Raw genomic sequence first — 22,025 nt, forward strand, 5'->3', positions numbered from 1 at the left:
TCCTTCTTGAATGGTGAACATGGAGGGCAGTGCCGAGACATCCGGTTACGACATTCAGGCAGTTTCCCGGGCAGCGCAGATCTGCGCGCTGTTCGGGCCCCACACGGTCGAGCTTACGGCCGTAGAGGTGGCAACGCGGCTCGAATTGAACAGAACTACGGCCTACCGGTACTGCATGGCGCTGGTGGCGGCTGGAATCCTGGAACGAAGCCCGCGGCGGGGAGCTTTCATCCTTGGCGGCCTCATGCTGCAACTTGGCATCCACGCGCTCAGCCGGCGACGGGTGGTTTCGATTGCACCGCCCTATCTGGCGGAATTGAGCGGCGCCGTCCGGATGACGGCAGTCCTCAGCCTCTGGGCGGTGGGTGGGCCTGTGGCAACCCTCGTGGAGGAAGACCGGAAGCAATCGATCATTGTGACTGTCCGCCCCGGTTCGCTCCTGGAGGCCACCGCAGCACAAACCCAGGTGTTCCTTGCCTACCTCAAGGATCCGCATGCCGCCGCCTCGATCGCAGCGGGCCTGTCCGCTGCCCAGCGGGCAGAACTTGATGCGGCAATCTACAACGCCCGCCGCCACGGCTACAGCATCGCCCACCATCCCGGGGGACTCTTCGGCGTCGCCGTCCCAGTCTTTGACGAATACGGTATCGCCGCCACGGTCGCGCTTCTCGGCGCCGACCGGACTGCAGACCTCAGTCCCGGCTCACCCATCCTCACCCGGCTCACGGGAACCGCGGCCGCACTCAGCGACGAACTGGGCGGCGGCCAAGAAGGACAACAGATTGCCGACCTACGATGAGCTCGCCTCCGCCGAGCCGCCGCAGTCGAGCTGGAACGTCTTCGGAAGGGACGATCAGCTCGGCACCATCAACTTTCTAACTCCTGAACGGATCGCATCAGCGGCCCGGCTGATCCGGTCCGGCCGCCGTTTCGGACTTGACCATCCCGTCACTGCCTTCGAGCCGTATCCGACCGGAACCCGCCGTCCGCTGCAGCACTCGGTGTTCTCCAACAACACATGGCATCGGGATGACTGGGTTGATTCGTTCTATTTGCAGTCCTCCTCCCAGATAGATGCGCTCCGCCACATTGGCCATCCCGAATACGGTTTCTACAACGGCCTGTCCGCGGAAGAGAATTCTGGCGATTCGGTACGGCTGGGCATCCACAATTGGGCCGCTTCCGGTATTGCCGGACGGGGAGTCCTGCTCGATGTTCCACTGTTTTTCGCCAAACGGGGCCTGTCCTACGATGCATCGTCAACGATCGCGATCGGCGCGGATCTTCTCGACGAAATAGCGGAGAGCCAGAACGTTTCCTGGCAGGGAGGGGACATACTGCTCCTGCGCACCGCTTGGGCCGAGGACTACCTCGCAAAGACCCCCGAACGCCGCCTCTCGGACCCGTGGCGGCAATCGCCCGGCCTCGCGCAACGCGAATCCACGCTCCGGTGGCTCTGGGACCACGAAATCGCGCTTGTCGCAGCGGACAACCTCGCCGTGGAAGCCGATCCCGTCATCGACTCCGACTTTCGGACTCCCGGGGACTCACCACCGGCTATCGGCGTCGACCACAGCGGAATGTTGCATCGTCCGCTAATTGCCCTCCTTGGAATGGCATTGGGGGAGCTGTGGAAACTCGACGAACTTGCTGAGGACTGCGCGGCGGACGGGGTCTACGAATGTTTCGTCACCTGCAAGCCACTGAATATTCCCGGAGGTGTCGGGTCGCCGCCCAACGCCATGGCTTTCAAATAGGAGAACTATGAATCCCTCTCTGACCGGGACGCTCCGGCTGCCAGCCCACGTCCACTTCGGTTATGGCACGCGGGCCCAGTTGCCCGAGCTACTCAAGCTTCATGGCACCCGAGTGCTCGCCGTCGTAGATCCGTTTCTTCCGGCGACGAAGCTGTTCCGCACTCTGCTGGCCGAACTGCGCGGCAACGGCTTCGATGTCACCGTGTACAGCGACATCAGTGCTGAACTGCCTGCCACGTCACTGGACGCCGCGGGAACGATGGCGCGTTTCCTGGCCCCGGACGCCATCTTGGCTGTCGGAGGGGGCAGCACCCTGGATGCGGCGAAGCTCATTGGGCTGCTCGCCGCGCACGGCGGACCGCTCAGCGGTTACTACGGCGAGAATGCTGTCCCCGGACCAATCGTTCCCATAGTTGCGGTTCCAACGACCGCCGGGACCGGCTCGGAGGTCACTCCCGTCGCCGTCGTGTCCGACCCGGATCTGGCGCTGAAAGTCGGTATATCGAGTCCTTTCCTCATCCCGGTGGCTGCCGTCGTTGACCCTGAATTTACGTTCGGTGCACCCGCCGCAGTCACAGCCTTCTCCGGAATCGACGCGCTGGTGCATCTGGTCGAGTCTTTCACTGCAGCCACCCTCCCGCTGGATTGGTCTTCGGCCCTTCCGGTATTTACGGGCCGCAATATTTTTGCAGAGACACTTGCGCTGCAGGGGATAGCGACACTCGGTACCTGGCTGCCCGTCGCTGTCGCCGATCCGGAGAACAGGGAAGCGCGGGAACAGGTCTCCCTCGGGGCCCTCCTCGGTGGAATATCGTTCGGATCCACCGGGACGCATCTCTCGCATGCTCTCCAATACCCCATAGGTGCCTTATCCAAGACCCCCCACGGACTGGGCACGGGTTTGCTCCTGCCCTATGTGCTCGATGCCTGCCGGACAGATCCGGAGACGATGCACCGGATAGCAGCCATCGGTACTGCGCTCGGGTCCAACGCGAGCTTGCCCGACCAGCGCGCATCCGACGCCGTTAAGGCGATTGTCGCCATCAATGAAGCCATCGGGGTTCCCCGCTCACTGCGTGAGATCGGGATTACCGAAGAACAGCTGCCGCACATCGCGCAGTTGGGGATGGCATCCCAGCGCCTTGTCGCCATCGCCCCCGCATCCGCGACGCCGGAGCTTCTCGTCGATATCCTCACCCGTGCCTTCGCCGGCACCCTCAGCAACGGGAGTCCCGCGTGACCTACCTGTCCGACCTGTTCATTGACGGCAACTGGCGGCCTGGCTCCTCAGGGGAGCGTTTCGACGTTATTGACCCGTCAAACCTTTCCACCATTGCGCGTTTCGCCGTCGCGACCGAGGAAGACTGTATGGCCGCTGTTGACGCGGCCGCCAAGGCACAGGAACCGTGGGCGGCGACCGCTCCCCGGACCCGCAGTGAACTGCTGCGCAGCGCCTACGAGGTCCTCACAGAAGAAGTGGAGATCTTCGCTGAGGTCATGGTGCGCGAAAATGGGAAGTCCTGGGCAGATGCCGTGGCGGAAGCAAACTACGCCAAGGAATTCTTCCGCTGGTTTTCCGAAGAAGCTGTCCGGATACCGGGGGATGACCGCCTGTCCCCGTCCGGGGATAAACGCATCCTGGTTGAGCGGCAACCTGTCGGAGTCTCCCTGCTGATCACCCCCTGGAACTTTCCGGCCGCAATGGCGACCCGGAAACTCGCGCCGGCACTTGCCGCAGGGTGCACCGCCATCCTCAAGCCCGCCCGGGAGACTCCGCTGACCGCCGCCTACATCGTCGAGGTGTTGCGCCGGGTGGGTGTGCCGCAAGGAGTCGTCAACCTCGTCACCCCGGTTCCTACAGGTCCCCTCGTCGCGAAAATGATTGCCCGCCCCGAAGTGCGCAAGCTTTCCTTCACAGGATCGACTGAGGTGGGCCGGGACCTGCTGCGCGAATGTGCCGGCAGCGTCGTAAGCGCGTCCATGGAGCTGGGCGGAAACGCTCCCGCCATCGTGCTGCCGGGGGCGGATCTGGACACAGCTGTTGAGGGCGCACTTCTCGCCAAGATGCGTAACGGCGGCTCCGCGTGCACCGCTGCGAACCGTTTCTACGTCCACTCCTCGCTCCACGATGCATTTATCTCAAGGTTCGCGGACTCTTTGACTGGGTACACAGCCGGTCCGGGAATGGAGCGGACCAACCGGTTGGGGGCGCTTGTATCCGTTGCGGAACGCGACAAAGTAGCGGCCCTGGTCACCTCGGCTGTGTCGGAGGGGGCAACCATCGTGCAGGGAGGGCACAGCCACACGGGTGGCGCGTTCTATGACGCGACCCTTCTTACCGGCGTCAAGCATGGGGCGCGCATCAACTCAACCGAGATCTTCGGGCCGGTAACCGCTGTTGTGGTGTACGACGACGTAGATGAGGCGATCCGGATGGCGAACGACACCGAGTACGGTCTCATGGCCTACGTCTTCGGAGAGGAACGGGAAGCCCTGTCCGTCGCACGGCAGCTCGAAGCCGGGATGGTTGCGGTCAACCGGGGAGTGGTGAGCGACCCGGCGGCACCGTTTGGCGGAGTGAAGCAGAGTGGGCTCGGCCGGGAAGGAGGGTCAGAGGGAATCCTCGAGTTCCTGGAAGAAAAGTACATCGCGCTCACTGCCTGAGTTCCGGCGGATACGGAGCTGCAGCAGCGGGGCGCAGTTTCGTTCCCCTTCATGCTCTGACCCGCCGCCGGAACGTGACATGGGTGGTCCCGCTTGGTGCCGCTTCCGAGCTGACCTCGCAGTCCGCCTCCAGGCCCCGCAGATCGTCCCAGAGCCGTGTGCCGCGCCCAAGGATGATGGGGGCAATGCCAACGTGGAGGTCATCAACAAGACCGGCCCGGAGGAATTCGCGCACTGTCTCCGCACCGCCCCCGATGCGTACGTCGCCGCCGCCGGCAGCTTCGATTGCAGTATCCAGGGCTTCCTGCGGTGACGCGCTGAGGAAGTGGAAGCTGGTGCCGCCGGCCATGTCCAGCGGCGGGCGGGCGGTGTGCGTCAGCACGAAAACAGGCACATGGAAGGGCGGATCCTCGCCCCACCAGCCTTGCCAGTCGGCGTCGTCGGGGTTCGCATGCAGGCCGAACATCCCGGCGCCCATGATTTCCGCGCCGATGTCTTCGAAGTAGCGCTGGGCATAACGGTCGTCGACGCCGGTGGTTCCCTCGCCGCTTTGGTCCTGCAGCACCCGCTCCCGGAACGTCCTTGTGGCCACATAGGCGGCGGTGAGCCGCGCCCAGTCCGCACCGAACGGGTTCTCCGGAGTCTGGTCGGTGGTGGTGGCGAAACCGTCCAGCGAGATGTTGAGGTCGACTCGGACACGGGTCATGATCGGCTCCCGGTGGGGTGGGCGGAGGCTCCAACGCTAATTAGGGCATAATGCAGGTTCAATCCCTGCCGGCCATCCGTGAATGTGAGTCCGGCATGCAGATGAAAGGACTTTCGCCATGACCGCCTCACCGACGGCGTTGGACATCAGCAAGGTGCTGTCCCACGCGCTGCGCCATGCCCCGGCAGAGTACGGCCTGAGCCTGGACGCGGAAGGATGGGCACCGGTCACCGAGGTGCTTGCTGCACTGCACCGGATGGGCCCGCAGTGGGAGTCCGTCGACGAGGCCATGCTGGATGAGGTGCTGGAAGCGGCTGTGAAGAAGCGGCACCAGATACGCGAGGGCAGGATACGGGCGGTGCACGGACATTCCGTCCCCGTGCAGCAGGTTTCCGATCCGGTCCAGCCCCCGGCCGTGCTTTTCCATGGAACGGCCCGCGCTGCTGCGGCCGCCATCCGGGAGTCCGGAATCCTCCCCATGCGGCGGCAGTACGTCCACCTGGCAGACACCGTGGAACAGGCGCGGGAAGTGGGGCGGCGCAAAGATGCGGAGCCGGTGATCCTGGCCATCGATACCGGCATCGCCGCGGCACAGGGAATCAGCTTCTACCGGTCCGATTCGGGAGTGTGGCTCGCGGACGAGATCCCCGCGTCGGCGGTGCGGGAAAGCCAGTGAAAAACCCGCTGCCGGTCCATGCGCGGGCAACCTGGGTGCCGCGCCAACGCCGGTCCCTGTTTTTCGGCGCAGCATATCTTTCCTACGACGTGCGCTATGCAAACGGCGAAGTGCAATCGGACGTGAATATTGATGACGTGCTGCAAGGTGCCCGCTATCCCGCTGACTTTCATTCAACGGTAGACGGAGCCAGGGCTGTGGCAGGCAAAGGCATGCCGGGCCAATGGGTGGACTACCCGTACGGGCGGCAGCTTCCGGACGGCAGCCTTCTTTCCTTGCCGGACGACATGTCCCGTTTTGCCTCGATCCTGAGAGTCATGGGCCTCGGCCCGTTGGCGCAGAAGTATGAAGCTCTTGCCTGGCAGCTTCGAACCGACACGTCCCCCGGCATGGTAGCCGAGGCAAGGGAGTGGGTTTCCGGCAGTTTTGGACGAGGCGTGGGCAGTCTTAGCGACCGTTATGTCTGCCGCGACGGAGCCTTTGATGAGGAGCTGAACGCCGAATACGAAACCCTCCTGCAAATCCTCACCGATTTCGCCAATGCGCAAACAGGGGAGGAGGGGCGCCCATGAGGGACGGGGGCATTGCAGACACCACGGACGGGGTCGAAGCTCCGGCAGCGAAGACGTAGGTGAGCGCCGTCCCGGCCCCCATATAATTGGCACCATGGCAATTCTGCGCCTCGAGGGCGCCACCTCCGAACAACTGCCCGTCCCGTATCAGCTTGGACCCGCACTGTGAGCGGGGGACTCGTAGCCCTGCTGGACGACGTCGCTGCCCTGGCACGCATAGCCGCCGCCTCGGTGGATGACATCGCCGCCGGAGCAGCGAAAGCAGGAGCCAAGGCCGCCGGCGTCGTGATTGACGACGCCGCCGTGACCCCGCAATACGTGTCCGGCGCCGACCCGTCCCGCGAACTGCCAATGATCAAAAAGATCTTCTGGGGCTCGCTTCGCAACAAGCTCCTGTTCATCCTCCCGGCCCTGCTGCTGATCAGCGCCTTCATCCCCGGTGTGATCCCGTTCATCCTGATGCTCGGCGGCACGTACCTCTGCTACGAAGGTGCGGAGAAGGTATGGCACAAGTTCTTCGGGCACCACGAAGCCGCAGACAAGGACGCGCCCGCAGTAGAGCGCGGACCCGACGCGGAGTCCAAGGTAGTCAAGGGCGCCATCACCACCGACTTCATCCTGTCCTGCGAAATCATGGTCATCGCCATGAACGAGGTGGGCGACGCGTCCATTTGGATCCGCGCGGTCATCCTGGTGTTTGTGGCCATTGCCATCACGATTCTCGTTTACGGGGCCGTCGGGCTGATCGTCAAGATGGACGACATCGGCCTGCACCTTGCCCAAAAGGACTCGGCAAGCTCACAGCGCCTGGGCGGACTGCTGGTCCGCGGCATGCCCCATGTGCTGGCTGTCATCACTTTTGTGGGAACCATTGCCATGCTCTGGGTGGGCGGCCACATCATGCTGGTAGGGGCAGCCGACCTCGGCTGGCACGCGCCGTATGACTTGGTCCACACGCTGGAGCACCCCGTCGCCGGCCTTGCGGTGGTGGGCGGCATCCTGGGGTGGCTCGTGAACACGCTGTGCTCGGCCATCGTCGGACTGGTTTGGGGCCTGGTTGTCATGGCCGTGGCGCACCCGCTGAAAAAGGTCCTGCCCTTCGGTAAGAAGGATGGCAAGAAGGACGGACATGAGGACGGTGACGCCCGGGCCGCCGCAGCCGGGCACAGCCCGGAGAAACCCGAAGCCGACTCCGCCAGCTAACCACCCGCGGACGTGCGGGGATTGGGACCTAGATCCCGATCTCCGCACTTTCCAGCAGTGCGACGGCGTCGGGCTGGCCTTCGTACATGACCAGCGCGTGCCGGGTACGGCCGTGGGCGTGCATCAGCAGTTCCCCCGGTTCGCCCACGATGGCCACGGAGACCGGTGCGCGCTTGGCCACATGCCGGGGTCCGTCCGGACGGACCAGCACAATGCCCAGGTCCACGCCTCGGTACAGGATGGCGGCACGCTTGATCAGTTCGGCCCAGAGCGCGTCCGAGTACTCGCTGTCCAGGGCGCGCGGCGCCCAGCGGTCCGAGGCGCGGCGGACGTCTTCGGTGTGCACAAAGTACTCACTGAGGTTCGCGCTGTTGTCCACCGCCTTCAGGTGCATGGGGGAGTACGCGGGCGGGCCGGAACGGAACCGGCGGACCAGCTTGGCGTAGCTTTCCGTGGTGGACGCCTTTTCGGCAACTTCGGCCAGGGCTTTATCCGCACGGCCGGCCAGGGGCTTGACGAAGAGGCCCACGGCCGAACTGAGTTTGTGCTCGCGCAGGTACAGGTGCGCGGCCAGTTCCTTGGTCTGCCACCCCTTGCAGAGCGTGGGCGCATGGGGACCCGCCGCAAGCAAGGTCTCGGCGAGGACTTCACGGGACGGTTCTACGTAATGCATCACTGCTGAAACTAGCATGGAACGCCCGAAACCGGCGGCGAAGCGGCGGGTTGCCGCGGGTTGGGCGGCAAGATAACGCGTGGCACTAGAATTGGGACGATGCCATCCTCACCTTTCCCCCAGAACCAGCAGCCCTCGGACCTCGCTCCGGAGCTGCGTGCGGCCCTCAAGCGCGACGCCGCCGGGCTGGTTGCCGCCGTTGTCCAGCAGTACGACACGAACGAGGTCCTGATGCTGGGCTGGATGGACGAGGAAGCCCTGCACCGCACGCTGACCACCGGCCGGGTGACCTTCTGGTCCCGCTCCCGGCAGGAATACTGGCGCAAGGGGGACACCTCCGGCCATGCGCAGTGGGTTAAGTCCGTGGCGCTGGACTGCGACGGCGACGCGCTGCTGGTCCGCGTGGACCAGGTGGGAGCGGCCTGCCACACCGGTACCCGCACCTGCTTTGACGGCCGGGAGCTGGATGCCGTCGTCGGCTCCCGCTGAGAATTCCGCCCGCAAACACGCCGCCGCAAACACCCGCCGCACCCGACCCGACAGGGGAGAAGCAGAAGAACATGCAGGATCTTGGAGCCATCCGTCCCGGCCTGGAGGAATTCCGGGCCCTGGCGGCCGACCGCCGGGTCATTCCCGTACGCCTGACCGTGCTGGCGGACGCGCACACCCCCATCGGCATCTACCGCAAGCTCACCAACGGTGAACCCGGCACCTTCCTGATGGAATCCGCTGCCTCCGGCGGCGTCTGGTCCCGCTACTCCTTCATCGGCGCCCGGTCCCGGGCTACCCTCACCACGCTGGACGGCCAGGCGCACTGGCTCGGCGAGCCGCCGGCGGGTGTTCCGGTGGACGGGAGCCCGGTGGAAGCGCTGGCCCGCACCGTGGAACTGCTGGCCACCGAACGGTTCGAGGAACTGCCGCCGTTCACGTCCGGGATGGTGGGTTTTGTCGGCTGGGAAACGGTACGGCACTGGGAAAAGCTTCCCAACCCGCCTGCCGATGACCTGGGCCTGCCCGATATTGCCATGAACCTGGTTTCCGACATGGCCATCCATGACAACAGCGACGGCACCGTCACGCTGGTTGCCAACGCCATTAACTTCGACGGAACCGATGACCGCGTGGATGAGGCCTGGCACGACGCCGTGTCCCGCCTGCGTTCCATGCTCACGCGCCTGGCTGCGCCCACGCCGCAGGCCGTGTCCGTGCTGCCCGAGGCCGGCATCAACTCCGAAAACCTCACCGCCGACGTCAAGGAAAGCTGGCCCAAGCCGGACTACACCCGCGCCGTACAGCGCGGGAAACAGGCCATTGTGGACGGCGAAGTGTTCCAGGTGGTCATCTCCCGCCGTTTCGAAGCCGAATGCCGGGCCGAGGCGCTGGACGTCTACCGGGTGCTGCGCACCACCAACCCCAGCCCGTACATGTACCTGTTCAACTTCGAGGACGCCCACGGCAACCCGTTCAACGTGGTTGGTTCCTCGCCGGAGGCACTGGTCACCGTCACCGGCCGCGATGTCATTACGCACCCCATCGCCGGGTCCCGCCCGCGCGGCAAAACGCAGGAGCTGGACCGTGAACTGGCTGCGGAACTGCTCGAAGACGAGAAGGAACGCGCCGAACACCTGATGCTGGTGGACCTGGCCCGCAACGACCTGTCCAAGGTCTGCCGGCCCGGCAGCATCGACGTCACCCAGTTCATGGAGGTGGAGCGGTTCAGCCACATCATGCACCTGGTCTCCACCGTCGTCGGGCGGCTCGCGGATGCCTCCACCGCCTACGACGTACTCGCCGCGACCTTCCCCGCCGGGACTCTTTCCGGTGCCCCGAAACCGCGCGCCCTGCGCCTGCTCGATGAGGTGGAACCGCACCGCCGCGGCATTTACGGCGGGGTGGTGGGCTACCTCGACTTCGCCGGGGACATGGACATGGCCATCGCCATCCGCTCCGCCCTGCTGCGCGACGGCAAAGCGTATGTCCAGGCCGGCGGCGGAATCGTGGCCGACTCCGACCTCGAGGCCGAAGCCCAGGAAACCGTCAACAAGGCAGCCGCACCCCTGCGCGCCGCCCTGATAGCCGCATCGCTGCAGACCGTAGCAGCCCCGGAAACCCCCCTCCAGGAAGCAGAGAAGTGAGCACCACCGACCCCGCAGCACCCCGCACCGCACCGCGCTGGCAGCGCAAGGGCACCGTCATCATGGGCGCCGTCCTGCTGGCTGCCCTGGCCTTCGGCACCACCACCCGCACCTGGCTGAACGTGGCCCTGCCGGCCACCACCGTGGCGACCCCCGACGTCGCGGTCTCCGGGTCCGACGCCGCCACCGCCGTCACGGCCTTCGCCGTGGTGGGTGTGGCAGCAGCGCTGGCCGCGGCCATCGCGGGCCGGATAGGACGCTGGATCACCGCCGTCATCCTGGTGGTGGCCGGGGTAGGCGTGGCAGCAGCCAGCTACCGGATCATCAGCGATCCGCTGCAGGGAGCCGCCGGGGCCATCGGCAAGGCCATCGGCGTCACCTCCGCCCAAGGGACCGAGGTGGAACTGACCGCCATGCCGTACGCCGCCCTGGTGATCGGCATCCTGATGGCCCTCTCCGGCATCTGGCTCGCCCTGGCCGGGCGGCACTGGACCACCTCGCGCCGCTACGCTGCGGCACCGGCTGCGGCGGCAGGCACGGACGACGCCGGCAGCATCCCGGAACCAGGCACCCCGGGATCAGGTACGCCGGAGATCGGCAGCCAGGCAGCCCAAAAGCAGGCAGCTGCGGACAACAGCGCCGAACCGATGGATGAAATCGACGGTTGGGACCGGCTCACCCGGGGCGAAGACCCCACTGATAAGTAGCCCGATAAGTAGCCCGCTAAGCAGCTTCCCGGGCCTCACCGGCCAGTCAGACCAAACAAGTTACGCCGGACACCGGCGCAATATGTGAAAGGGTTTCCGCCCAGTAATGGCAGAATGGAAACCAGATTCGTTAAGAGGAGATTCAGCATGAGCACAAACGCCACCGACCAGCACCTTGACGCCGGCCAGGAAAACGAAGGCGAAACCCACGCCAACATCCATGACGAGACCATTGGCCACGGCAACACCCCCGCTGCCTGGACCTGCGTCCTGATCATGATCGTGGGCGCCGCGGTTTCGTCCGTCGCCTACGTTATGGCCAGCTACATCGGCTTCTTCGCCGGCATCGCAGTTATGCTCGTAGGCCTGCTCGTGGGCTTCATCATGCGCAAGGCAGGCTACGGCGTCAACGGTTCGAAGCTGAAGAACAGCAGCCACTAAGTGAGCGTTCTCGACGTCATCATTGCCGGCGTTCGGGAGGACCTCTCCGAACGCCGGCAAAGTGTCCCGTTCGAGGAGCTCCGCGAACAGGCACTGGGCGCCCCGGCAGCACTGGACGCGTACGCTGCCTTGGGCGGCACCGCCTCCCCGCGCAGCGAGCTGCGCGTGATTGCCGAGGTTAAGCGCAGCAGCCCCTCCAAGGGCACCCTGGCCGACATCGCCGATCCCGCCGCCCTCGCCGCAGCCTACGAGCGCGGCGGAGCGGCCGTGATCAGCGTGCTCACCGAGCAGCGCCGGTTCCGGGGATCGCTGGCAGACCTGGACGCCGTCCGCGCAGCTGTGGGCATTCCCGTGCTGCGCAAGGACTTCACCGTTGACGAATACCAGATCTGGGAAGCCCGCGCCCACGGCGCGGACCTGGTCCTGCTGATTGTCGCCGCGCTGGACGATTCCCAGCTGCGCGCCTTCCTGGATCTCACCCATGAACTGGGCATGAACGCCCTCGTGGAAACGCACACCCCGGAGGAAGTCGACCGGGCCGTGGCACTGGGTGCCCGCCTCATCGGCATCAACGTCCGCAACCTCAAGACCCTGGACGTAGACCGTGCCGTCTTCGCCCCGCTGGCCGCCGGTATTCCGGCCGGACCCGTAGTGATTGCCGAGTCCGGTGTACGCGACGCCGCCGACGTCGAGCATTATGCCGCCAATGGAGCCAATGCCGTGTTGGTGGGCGAGGCCCTGGTGAAGCATGCCTCACCGGCCGAAACCATCGGTGAATTCACCGCGACCGGTGCCAAGGCCATTGCCGCCCGCAGTTGGCGCAGCCCCGGTGAAAGCTGACCCATAGCACCACATCCCCTCTGCCCGGGCCGCCACGGTCCGGGCTCAAGCAGGACAGGACACCACCCAATGATCGGGAAGTCGGAACAGGCACAGGCAGCCGGTGCTGCCGCAGAAACCGGAACCGGAAGCGTCACTGAGGCCTTCCTCAACGGGGGAGTTTCCTCCCTGCGCCACGCCTCCGGTCCGTACTTCGGCGAATACGGCGGCCGATGGATGCCCGAATCCCTGATTGCTGCCCTGGACGAGCTGGAAGACACCTTCGAGAAGGCCAAGGCCGATCCGGAGTTCCGCGCCCAGATCGCGGACCTGAACAAGAACTACTCCGGGCGCCCGTCCCTGCTCACCGAGGCCAAGCGCTTCTCCCAGCACGCCGGGGGAGTGCGGATCTTCCTCAAGCGCGAAGACCTCAACCACACCGGCTCGCACAAGATCAACAACGTGCTCGGCCAGGCCCTGCTCGCCAAGCGGATGGGCAAGACCCGCGTTATTGCCGAAACCGGCGCCGGCCAGCACGGCGTGGCCAGTGCCACCGCGGCTGCCCTGCTCGGGCTGGAGTGCGTGGTCTACATGGGCGCGGAGGACACCCGCCGCCAGGCCCTTAACGTGGCCCGCATGGAACTGCTCGGCGCCAAGGTCATCCCCGTAACCAACGGCTCCCAGACGTTGAAGGACGCCATCAACGAAGCCCTGCGGGACTGGGTGGCCAACGTGGACAACACCCACTACCTGCTGGGCACCGCTGCCGGCGCGCACCCGTTCCCGGCCATGGTCCGGTACTTCCACGAAGTGATCGGCGAGGAAGCCCGCGCCCAGATGCTGGAGCAGGCCGGACGCCTGCCGGACGCCGTCTGCGCCTGCATCGGCGGCGGCTCCAACGCCATCGGCATCTTCCACGGCTTCCTGGATGACCCGGAAGTGAAGATCTACGGCTTCGAGGCAGGCGGCGACGGCGTCGAAACCGGCCGGCACGCAGCCACCATCACGCTGGGCCGCCCGGGCGTGCTGCACGGCGCCCGCTCCTACCTGATGCAGGATGAGGACGGCCAGACCACTGAGTCGCATTCCATCTCTGCCGGCCTGGACTACCCGGGTGTGGGACCTGAGCACGCCTACCTGCACGACATTGGCCGGGTCAGCTACGAACCGATCACCGATGCCGAGGCCATGGAGGCCTTCCAGCTGCTCTGCCGCACCGAAGGCATCATCCCCGCCATCGAGTCCGCGCACGCCCTGGCCGGCGCCATCAAGGTGGGCCAGCGCCTGGCCGCCGAGGCCGGCTCCGACGGAAATGTTTCCGAGAAGATTGTGCTGGTCAACCTCTCCGGCCGCGGCGACAAGGACGTGGCCACCGCCGCCGAATGGTTCAACCTGCTGGACAACGAGTCAGCCGAAGCCGAAATCGGCAAAGAAGGGGAACAGCTTTGAGCACCGAGGTACAGCAGAGCAAGGCCGCCGCCGCAATTGACCGGGCGGCAGCTGACGGCCGCGCAGCGCTGATCGGTTACCTGCCCGCCGGCTATCCCAGCGTCCAGGAAACCATCAACGCGGGCATTGCCTTGGCCGAGAACGGTGCCGACCTCATTGAAATCGGCATCCCGTACTCCGATCCGGTCATGGACGGGCACGTGATCCAGGCCGCGACAACCCAGGCCCTGGCCCAGGGATTCCGCGTGGCGCAGGTGTTCGACGTCGTCGCCGGCATCACCGCGGCCACCGACGCCGCCGTGCTGGTGATGACCTACTGGAACCCCGTGGTCCGGATGGGCGTGGACGAGTTCTCCCGCCGCCTGGCCGAAGCCGGGGGAGCAGGGCTCATCACACCGGACCTGGTCCCGGATGAAGCCAGCGAATGGTTCGAAGCCTCGGACAAGTACGGACTGGACCGCGTGTTCCTCGTGGCGCCGTCCTCCACACCGGCCCGGATGAAGAGCACCGTTGCCGCCAGCCGCGGGTTTGTCTATGCGGTGTCCATCATGGGCGTCACCGGCGCCCGGGACAGTGTCAGTGACGCCGCGCAGGACGTGGTCAGCGCGGCCCGAGCCGCCGGTGCCGAACGGGTGTGCGTGGGCCTGGGTGTATCCCGCGCCGAGCATGTCCGCGAGATCGGCGCCTACGCCGACGGCGTTATTGTGGGCACGGCCCTGGTGGCCGCCCTGCGCGACGGCGGTGCCGACGCCGTCGCAGACCTGACCCGTGAGCTCAGTACCGGTACCCCGAAGGGCAACGCATGAACCCGATCCTGGTGCCCGCGGGCATCCCCAGCCCTTCGGCCGAATTCGCCAGCTTCTCCCTGGGGCCGCTGACCATCCACGCCTACGCCCTGTGCATCCTCGCCGGCATCGTGTTGGCGCTGTGGCTTACTTCCCGGCGCTGGAAGGACCGCGGCCTGCCCGCGGACGCCGTCTGGGACATTTCCATCTGGGCCATTCCCTTCGGCATCATCGGCGGCCGGCTCTACCATGTCATCTCTTCCCCGGACGCCTACTTCGGCGCCGACGGCGACCTGGCCCTGATCCCGCAGATCTGGCGGGGCGGGCTGGGCATCTGGGGTGCCGTGGCGCTGGGGGCCGTGGGCGCCTGGATCGGCTGCCGCCGGGCCGGGATCAAGCTCTCCACCTTCGCCGACGTCGGCGCGCCGGGCCTGCTGCTGGCGCAGGCGGTGGGCCGCTGGGGCAACTGGTTCAACCAGGAACTCTTCGGCTCCGAAACCGACCTGCCCTGGGGCCTGGAAATCGACCCGGACAACGCCAACTTCCCTGCGGACGCAGCACCGGGAACCCTGTTCCACCCGACCTTCCTTTATGAGTCGCTGTGGAACCTGGCCGGAGTAGCCCTGCTGCTGGTTTTGGACCGCCGGTTCAAGCTGCGCGGGGGCCGCCTCTTCTGGCTCTACGTTGCGTTCTACACCGTGGGCCGGCTGTGGATTGAGCTGCTGCGCATTGACGACGCCGAAATGATCACGATTCTCGGCGTCACACAACGGCTCAATGTTTGGACCAGCCTGCTGCTGCTGATTGCTGCACTGGCAATGTTCGTTTACCTGACTTTCAAGGCCCGCAAGGGCAAGGAAGGCTCGCTTTACCTGCCCGGGCACGAGCCTTCCCCGGAAACCGAAAGTGCCGCGGCGGATAACAAGAAAGAAACAGAAGGCCGCAATGCGGATTCGGCGTCATCGGATGCCCCGGCGCGTGCTAATCTCGCAGAGACAAAAACCGAGGAGCCCCTTCCTCACCGGTCCAAGGACAACGGACCTTCCGCCTGAGAATCCCGGGTTACCCTCCCGGTACTGCAGGCGGTAAGCCACATGGACGTGGCGCCACACGGCTGCAGCACCGGGAGACCCATCCGGAAAAGCGCCGGCATGCGGTACCCCCGACTCCCAGCGAAACCGGAGCAATTTCCGGGTTCGCGGGGCAGTAGCGAGCCGTAGACTCTATAAACGCCGCGGAGCGTCCCCTCAGTGGATTCCGCCGTGGGGCCAGCGCTGTCCCCTCCCGACGCTCTAATAAGGGGGAAGGACTCACTTCTTATGACTGATTCCCTGTTTGGTTTTTCCGGCTCCGGTTCTGCCGAATCCGTTGTCTCACCCTTCACCCGGTTTGCCGCGCTCCCCGGGGACGCCGGGCTGTACCGCGCCGGCAACGAAAAGGACGCCTGCGGCCTGGCGGTTATCGCCACCCTGCGCGGTGAGCCCACGCACGGGATTGTCGACGCCGCCCTCACCGCCCTGCGCAACCTCGAACACCGCGGCGCCGTGGGCGCCGATGAAGGCACCGGCGACGGCGCCGGACTGCTGACCCAGGTTCCCGACGAGTTCTTCCGTGCCGTGGTGGACTTCGAGCTGCCCGCCGCGGGCGGCTACGCCGTCGGCACCGCCTTCCTGCCCACCGAAGACCGCGAGCAGGACACTGCCCGCGCCGGCGTGGAAGCCATTGCCGAGTCCGAGGGCCTGCAGGTGCTGGGATGGCGCGAGGTACCCATTGCCGCGGACCTGGTGGGCGCCATGTCCCGGGCCTGCATGCCGTACTTTGTCCAGGTCTTCCTGGCACCCGCCGAGGGGACGGGGGCTTCGGACCTGGATGCCCGCGCCTTCCGCGTGCGCAAGCGTGCGCAGAACAAGTTCGGCGTGTACTTCCCTTCGCTGTCCTCTCGGACCATGGTCTACAAGGGCATGGTCACCACCGCGCAGCTGGAACCCTTCTTCCCGGACCTCTCCGACCCGCGCTTCAAGACGAAGCTGGGCATTGTCCACTCCCGCTTCTCCACCAACACCTTCCCGTCCTGGCCGCTGGCCCAGCCGTTCCGCACCATTGCCCACAACGGGGAAATCAACACCGTCAAGGGCAACCGCAACTGGATGCGGGCCCGGCAGTCGCAGATGAAGAACCCGCTGCTGGGGGAGACCCCCGAAGAGCTGTTCCCCATCTGCACCCCCGGCGCGTCCGACTCCGCGTCCTTCGACGAGGTGGCCGAACTGCTGATGCTCTCCGGCCGGCCCATCACGCACGCGATCATGATGATGATCCCCGAGGCCTGGGAAAACCACGCCACCATGGATCCGGCCCGCCGCGCCTTCTACCAGTACCACTCCATGCTCATGGAACCGTGGGACGGCCCCGCGGCAGTGTCCTTCACCGACGGCACGCAGGTGGGCGCGGTACTGGACCGCAACGGCCTGCGTCCGGCCCGCTACTGGGTCACTGATGACGGCCTGGTGGTCCTGGCCTCCGAGGTGGGCGTGGTGGACATTGATCCGGCCAAGGTGGTCCGCAAGGGCCGCGTCTCCCCGGGCAAAATGTTCCTGGTGGACACCGCCGAGGGCCGGCTGATCGAGGACGAGGAAATCAAGTCCGAAATCGCCGCCGCCAACCCGTGGGCGGAATGGGTCCGCGAGAACCAGGTCCGGCTGGAGGAACTGCCCGAACGTGAGCACGTGCTGCACACCAAGGCCTCGATCAACCGCCGTCAGCGGACCTTCGGCTACACCCAGGAGGAACTGCGGATCCTGCTGGGCCCGATGGCCCGCACCGGCGCCGAACCGCTGGGTGCCATGGGTTCCGACACCCCCATTGCGGTGCTCTCCAAGCGGCCCCGGCTGCTCTTCGACTACTTTGTGCAGTCCTTTGCCCAGGTGACCAACCCGCCGCTGGACGCCATCCGCGAGGAACTGGTCACCTCCATGCAGGCATCCATCGGCCCCAACGGCAACCTGCTGTCCCTGAAGCAGGTGAAGACCAGCCAGATCGCGCTGAAGTTCCCGGTCATCAACAATGACGAGCTCGCCAAGATCGCCAACCAGACCGATGACGACGGCGACCGGATCGCCTTGAAGGTCCGCGGGCTCTACCGGCCCGAAGGCGGCGAAGCCGAACTGCGGGCCCGGCTGCGCGAAATCAGCGAAAAGGTCTCCGGGGCGATCAACCGCGGGGTGCAGTACATTGTGCTGTCCGACCGCGACTCCAACGCCCAATGGGCGCCCATCCCGTCCCTGCTGCTGCTCTCCGCCGTGCACCACCACCTGCTCAAGAGCGCCAACCGCACCAAGATTTCCCTGCTGGTCGAAGCCGGCGACGTCCGCGAGGTCCACCACGTGGCCGCGCTCATCGGCTACGGCGCCTCTGCGGTGAACCCGTACCTGGCCATGGAAAGCTGCGAGGAACTGGTCCGCAACGGCGACATCACCGGTGTCACCCCGGACGAGGCGGTCACCAACCTCATCAAGGGCCTGGGCAAGGGCGTCCTGAAGATCATGTCCAAAATGGGCATTTCCACCGTCGCTTCCTACTGCGGTGCCCAGACCTTCGAAGCCCTGGGCCTGGGACAGGAACTCGTGGACGAGTTCTTCCACGGCACCCAAACCCAGCTAGGCGGCGTCGGCCTGGACGTCATTGCCGCCGAAACCGCCGCACGGCACGCCGACGCCTACCCCAGCGACGGCGTGGAGGAACCGCACCGCGCCCTGGACAACGGCGGGGAATACCAGTGGCGCCGGGAAGGCCCGCCGCACCTGTTCAACCCCGAAACCGTCTTCCGCCTCCAGCACGCCACCCGGGAACGCCGCTACGACGTGTTCAAGGCGTACACCAGCGGCGTCAACGACCAGTCGAAGAACCTGATGACCCTGCGCGGGCTGCTGGACTTCCGGCTTGGGGACCGGCCGGCCGTGCCGCTGGACGAGGTGGAGCCCGTCTCCAGCATCGTTCGGCGTTTCTCCACGGGCGCCATGAGCTACGGGTCCATTTCCCAGGAAGCCCATGAAACCCTCGCCATTGCGATGAACCGGCTGGGCGCCAAATCCAACACCGGCGAGGGCGGGGAAGACCCGGAACGCCTGCTGGATCCCGAGCGCAACTCGGCCATCAAACAGGTTGCCTCCGGCCGCTTCGGCGTCACCAGCCTGTACCTGACCAACGCACAGGACATCCAGATCAAGATGGCCCAGGGCGCCAAGCCCGGCGAGGGCGGCCAGCTGATGGCGCAGAAGGTCTACCCGTGGGTGGCCCGCACCCGGCACTCCACACCCGGCGTCGGCCTGATCTCCCCGCCGCCGCACCACGACATCTACTCCATCGAGGACCTCGCGCAGCTGATCTATGACCTGAAGCGGTCCAACCCCAGTGCCCGGGTGCACGTAAAGCTGGTTTCCGAAGCCGGCATCGGCACCGTGGCGGCCGGCGTGACCAAGGCCAAGGCCGACGTCGTACTGGTTTCCGGGCACGACGGCGGCACCGGCGCCTCGCCGCTGAACTCCCTCAAGCACGCCGGCGCCCCCTGGGAACTCGGCCTGGCCGAAACCCAGCAGACCCTGATGCTCAACGGGCTGCGGGACCGCGTGGTGGTGCAGGTGGACGGGCAGCTGAAGACCGGACGCGACGTCGTTATTGCCGCACTGCTGGGCGGCGAGGAATTCGGCTTCGCCACCGCCCCGCTGGTGGTTTCCGGCTGCATCATGATGCGCGTATGCCACCTGGACACCTGCCCCGTGGGCGTAGCCACGCAGAACCCCGAACTGCGCAGCCGCTTCACCGGCAAGCCCGAGTTTGTGGTGAACTTCTTCGAGTTCATTGCCGAGGAAATCCGCGAAATCCTCGCCGAACTGGGCTTCCGCAGCCTGGAGGAGGCCATTGGCCGCACCGAGCTGCTGGACACCGCGGCAGCCATCGACCACTGGAAGGCCGACGGACTGGACCTGGAACCGATCCTGCGCGGCCCGGAAGTGGATCCGGGGGCGCCGCTGCGCAACATGGTCCCGCAGAACCACGAACTGGACCTGCACTTCGACAACAAGCTGATCGAAATGAGCGCCGACGCCCTGAAGAACCGGGCGCCGGTGCGGATTGCGCTGGACGTGGTGAACACGGACCGTTCGGTGGGCACCATGCTCGGGCACACCGTCACCAAGACCTTCGGTACGGAAACCCTGGCGAGGGACACCATCGACGTAACCCTGACCGGGCAGGCCGGACAGTCCCTGGGCGCGTTCCTGCCGGCCGGGATCACCCTGCGCCTGCTGGGCGATTCCAATGACTATGTGGGCAAGGGCCTCTCCGGCGGGCGGATCATTGTCCGCCCCGAGCGGGGCAACGTGTTTGCCGCGGAGCGCAACGTGATTGCCGGCAACGTGATCGGCTACGGTGCCACCAGCGGCGAAATGTTCCTCAGCGGACAGGTGGGCGAACGCTTTATGGTCCGCAACTCCGGGGCCACCGCCGTCGTCGAAGGCATTGGCGACCACGGTTGCGAATACATGACCGGCGGCCAGACCCTCATCCTGGGCCCGACCGGCCGGAACTTCGGTGCCGGCATGTCCGGCGGCACCGCCTTTGTGGTGGACCTGGACCCGGCGCGCGTGAACAAGGAGTCGCTGGAACGCGGCGAGCTGCGGCTCGAAGCTCCGGACGCCGAAGACATCGACATTGTCCGGGCACTGCTGATCCGCCACCTGGAGGAGACCGGGTCCGATCTGGCCCGGAAACTGCTGGAGAACTTCGAGGACACGGTGTCCCGCATAACCAAGGTGCTGCCGCGTGACTACGCAGCAGTGCTCAGTGCCCGCGCCTCCGCCGCCGAAGCGGGACTCGATCCCGACGGCGCCGAGGCCTGGACTCAGATTTTGGAGGTTACCGGTGGCTGACCCACGCGGATTCTTGAAGGTACGCGATCGCGTTACCCAGCCCCGGCGCCCCGTGCCGGTGCGGATCATGGACTACAAGGAAGTCTATGAGGCGCAGGAAAAGGGTGTGCTGCGGGCCCAGGCCGGGCGCTGCATGGACTGCGGCATTCCGTTCTGCCACCAGGGCTGCCCGCTGGGCAACCTCATCCCGGAATGGAATGACCTGATGTGGCGGGACAAGGGCGCCGAGGCCATTGAACGGCTCCACGCGACCAACAACTTCCCGGAGTTCACCGGACGGTTGTGCCCGGCACCATGCGAGGCGTCCTGCGTGCTCGGCATCAACCAGCCGGCGGTCACCATCAAGCAGGTGGAAGTCTCTATTATCGACGAAGCCTGGGGCGAGGGGTGGGTGACCCCGCACCCGCCGGAGCGGTTGACGGACCGTACCATCGCCGTCGTTGGTTCCGGTCCCGCCGGGCTGGCCGCCGCGCAGCAGCTGACCCGCGCCGGGCACACCGTGGCCGTGTACGAGCGCGATGACCGGATTGGCGGGTTGCTGCGCTACGGCATCCCGGACTTCAAGATGGAGAAAATCCAGGTGGACCGCCGCCTGGAGCAGATGCGCGCCGAAGGCACCCGGTTCCGCACCGGCGTCGAAGTAGGCAAGGACATCAGCTGGGAGCAGCTGCGCCGCCGCTACGACGCCGTGGTTATTGCCACCGGTGCCACCGTACCGCGGGACCTGCCCATCCCCGGGCGGGAACTGTCCGGCGTACATTTCGCCATGGACTACCTGGTGCAGTCCAACAAGGCCGTGGCCGGGGACAAGGTGAAGAACCAGATTGATGCCCGCGGCAAGCACGTGGTGATCCTGGGCGGCGGCGATACCGGTGCGGACTGCCTCGGCACCGCCCACCGGCAGCAGGCCGCCTCGGTAACCACCCTGGCGATCGGCCAGCAGCCGCCGGCGGAGCGGGCCGCACACCAGCCGTGGCCGCTGTTCCCCACGCTGTTCGAGATGGCCAGTGCCCACGAAGAAGGCGGCGAACGCACCTACCTGGCGTCCACCGTGGAGTTTGTGGGGGAGAGCGGGAAACTGACCGGGGTGAAGGTGGCTGAAACCGAGTTTGTGGACGGCCGGCGCGTGCCCAAGGCGGGCACCGAACGGGTCATTCCCGCGGACCTGCTGTTCCTGTCCCTGGGCTTCACCGGGCCGGAGCCGGCCGGACTGGCCGAGCAGGTCTCCGCGGAATTTGATGACCGAGGCAACGTGGTCCGCGACGGCTACTACATGACCGGCACCCCCGGAGTCTTTGCCGCCGGCGACGCCGGACGCGGGCAGTCCCTGATTGTATGGGCCATCGCCGAGGGGCGTGCCGCAGCGGCCGCCGTCGACCAGTGGCTGATGGGCAGCACCCGGCTGCCGGCACCCGTGGCACCCACCGACCGGGCGATCACCGTGTTGTAGGACTTCCTTGGATACGCAGCAGGCGCCGGCACAGTCCGGCGCCTGCTGCGTATCCGGTGCACGC

19 protein-coding genes are annotated in these 22,025 nt (G+C 66.1%); 17 read left to right on the forward strand and 2 right to left on the reverse strand.

Annotation, left to right across the window (positions count from 1 at the left end; all coding sequences use genetic code 11):
* Positions 1-10 precede the first annotated feature (10 nt).
* Genes QNO06_RS08250 through QNO06_RS08265 form a run of 4 tightly spaced genes read left to right on the forward strand, consistent with a single transcriptional unit; the run spans position 11 to position 4,421 of the window.
* Complete coding sequence (locus tag QNO06_RS08250) at positions 11-799, forward strand: IclR family transcriptional regulator (protein WP_227911147.1); 789 nt, start codon at positions 11-13, stop codon at positions 797-799.
* Complete coding sequence (locus QNO06_RS08255; RefSeq protein WP_227911148.1) at positions 783-1,757, forward strand: cyclase family protein; 975 nt, start codon at positions 783-785, stop codon at positions 1,755-1,757. Before QNO06_RS08250 ends, QNO06_RS08255 begins: the two co-directional genes overlap by 17 nt.
* 7 nt (positions 1,758-1,764) lie before the next feature.
* A complete protein-coding gene (locus tag QNO06_RS08260; protein ID WP_227911149.1) occupies positions 1,765-2,997 on the forward strand; it encodes an iron-containing alcohol dehydrogenase in 1,233 nt (410 codons plus the stop codon).
* The gene (locus QNO06_RS08265; RefSeq protein WP_227911150.1) at positions 2,994-4,421 is read left to right on the forward strand and encodes an NAD-dependent succinate-semialdehyde dehydrogenase; all 1,428 of its coding nucleotides are present in this window, start codon (positions 2,994-2,996) and stop codon (positions 4,419-4,421) included. The genes QNO06_RS08260 and QNO06_RS08265 overlap by 4 nt, the downstream gene beginning before the upstream one ends.
* A 49-nt stretch (positions 4,422-4,470) precedes the next feature.
* On the opposite strand, the gene QNO06_RS08270 is transcribed toward QNO06_RS08265, so the two are convergent.
* Positions 4,471-5,127, reverse strand: coding sequence for a dihydrofolate reductase family protein (locus QNO06_RS08270; protein WP_227911151.1), 657 nt, complete (start codon positions 5,125-5,127; stop codon positions 4,471-4,473).
* 118 nt (positions 5,128-5,245) lie between these two features.
* On the opposite strand from QNO06_RS08270, the gene QNO06_RS08275 reads away from it, so the two are divergent.
* The 3 genes from QNO06_RS08275 (at position 5,246) to QNO06_RS08285 (ending at position 7,578) form a co-directional block, all read left to right on the forward strand.
* A complete protein-coding gene (locus QNO06_RS08275; RefSeq protein ID WP_227911152.1) occupies positions 5,246-5,803 on the forward strand; it encodes an RNA 2'-phosphotransferase in 558 nt (185 codons plus the stop codon).
* Positions 5,800-6,375, forward strand: coding sequence for a hypothetical protein (locus QNO06_RS08280; protein ID WP_227911153.1), 576 nt, complete (start codon positions 5,800-5,802; stop codon positions 6,373-6,375). The genes QNO06_RS08275 and QNO06_RS08280 overlap by 4 nt, the downstream gene beginning before the upstream one ends.
* Before the next feature lie 165 nt (positions 6,376-6,540).
* On the forward strand, positions 6,541-7,578 hold the full coding sequence (locus QNO06_RS08285; RefSeq protein WP_227911154.1) for a DUF808 domain-containing protein: 1,038 nt from the start codon (positions 6,541-6,543) through the stop codon (positions 7,576-7,578).
* A 28-nt stretch (positions 7,579-7,606) separates the two neighbouring features.
* On the opposite strand, the gene QNO06_RS08290 is transcribed toward QNO06_RS08285, so the two are convergent.
* Positions 7,607-8,251: a TIGR03085 family metal-binding protein gene (locus tag QNO06_RS08290; RefSeq protein ID WP_227911155.1), complete on the reverse strand. Its 645-nt coding sequence runs from the start codon at positions 8,249-8,251 to the stop codon at positions 7,607-7,609.
* Positions 8,252-8,350: 99 nt separating this feature from the next.
* Here QNO06_RS08290 and hisI point away from each other — a divergent pair, with 99 nt between their 5' ends.
* From hisI to QNO06_RS08340, 10 genes are all read left to right on the forward strand, one after another.
* A complete protein-coding gene (gene hisI / locus QNO06_RS08295; RefSeq protein WP_227911156.1) occupies positions 8,351-8,740 on the forward strand; it encodes a phosphoribosyl-AMP cyclohydrolase in 390 nt (129 codons plus the stop codon).
* A 71-nt stretch (positions 8,741-8,811) separates the two neighbouring features.
* Entirely contained in the window at positions 8,812-10,386 is a 1,575-nt protein-coding gene (locus QNO06_RS08300) for an anthranilate synthase component I (RefSeq protein ID WP_227911157.1), read from the forward strand.
* The gene (locus QNO06_RS08305; protein ID WP_227911158.1) at positions 10,383-11,093 is read left to right on the forward strand and encodes a Trp biosynthesis-associated membrane protein; all 711 of its coding nucleotides are present in this window, start codon (positions 10,383-10,385) and stop codon (positions 11,091-11,093) included. The genes QNO06_RS08300 and QNO06_RS08305 overlap by 4 nt, the downstream gene beginning before the upstream one ends.
* 147 nt (positions 11,094-11,240) lie before the next feature.
* Entirely contained in the window at positions 11,241-11,534 is a 294-nt protein-coding gene (locus tag QNO06_RS08310; RefSeq protein WP_227911159.1) for an HGxxPAAW family protein, read from the forward strand.
* On the forward strand, positions 11,535-12,374 hold the full coding sequence (gene trpC, locus QNO06_RS08315) for an indole-3-glycerol phosphate synthase TrpC (RefSeq protein WP_227911160.1): 840 nt from the start codon (positions 11,535-11,537) through the stop codon (positions 12,372-12,374).
* 69 nt (positions 12,375-12,443) lie between these two features.
* On the forward strand, positions 12,444-13,802 hold the full coding sequence (gene trpB, locus QNO06_RS08320; protein ID WP_227911161.1) for a tryptophan synthase subunit beta: 1,359 nt from the start codon (positions 12,444-12,446) through the stop codon (positions 13,800-13,802).
* Entirely contained in the window at positions 13,799-14,608 is an 810-nt protein-coding gene (gene trpA, locus QNO06_RS08325; RefSeq protein ID WP_227911162.1) for a tryptophan synthase subunit alpha, read from the forward strand. The genes trpB and trpA overlap by 4 nt, the downstream gene beginning before the upstream one ends.
* Positions 14,605-15,639: a prolipoprotein diacylglyceryl transferase gene (gene lgt / locus QNO06_RS08330; protein ID WP_227911163.1), complete on the forward strand. Its 1,035-nt coding sequence runs from the start codon at positions 14,605-14,607 to the stop codon at positions 15,637-15,639. Before trpA ends, lgt begins: the two co-directional genes overlap by 4 nt.
* A gap of 267 nt (positions 15,640-15,906) precedes the next feature.
* A complete protein-coding gene (gltB, locus tag QNO06_RS08335) occupies positions 15,907-20,511 on the forward strand; it encodes a glutamate synthase large subunit (RefSeq protein ID WP_227911164.1) in 4,605 nt (1,534 codons plus the stop codon).
* Entirely contained in the window at positions 20,504-21,961 is a 1,458-nt protein-coding gene (locus tag QNO06_RS08340; protein WP_227911165.1) for a glutamate synthase subunit beta, read from the forward strand. The genes gltB and QNO06_RS08340 overlap by 8 nt, the downstream gene beginning before the upstream one ends.
* The last annotated feature ends 64 nt before the right edge of the window (positions 21,962-22,025 follow it).

The sequence above is a fragment of the Arthrobacter sp. zg-Y20 genome (genome assembly GCF_030142075.1).
In the GTDB taxonomy this organism is placed as follows: Bacteria; Actinomycetota; Actinomycetes; order Actinomycetales; family Micrococcaceae; genus Arthrobacter_B.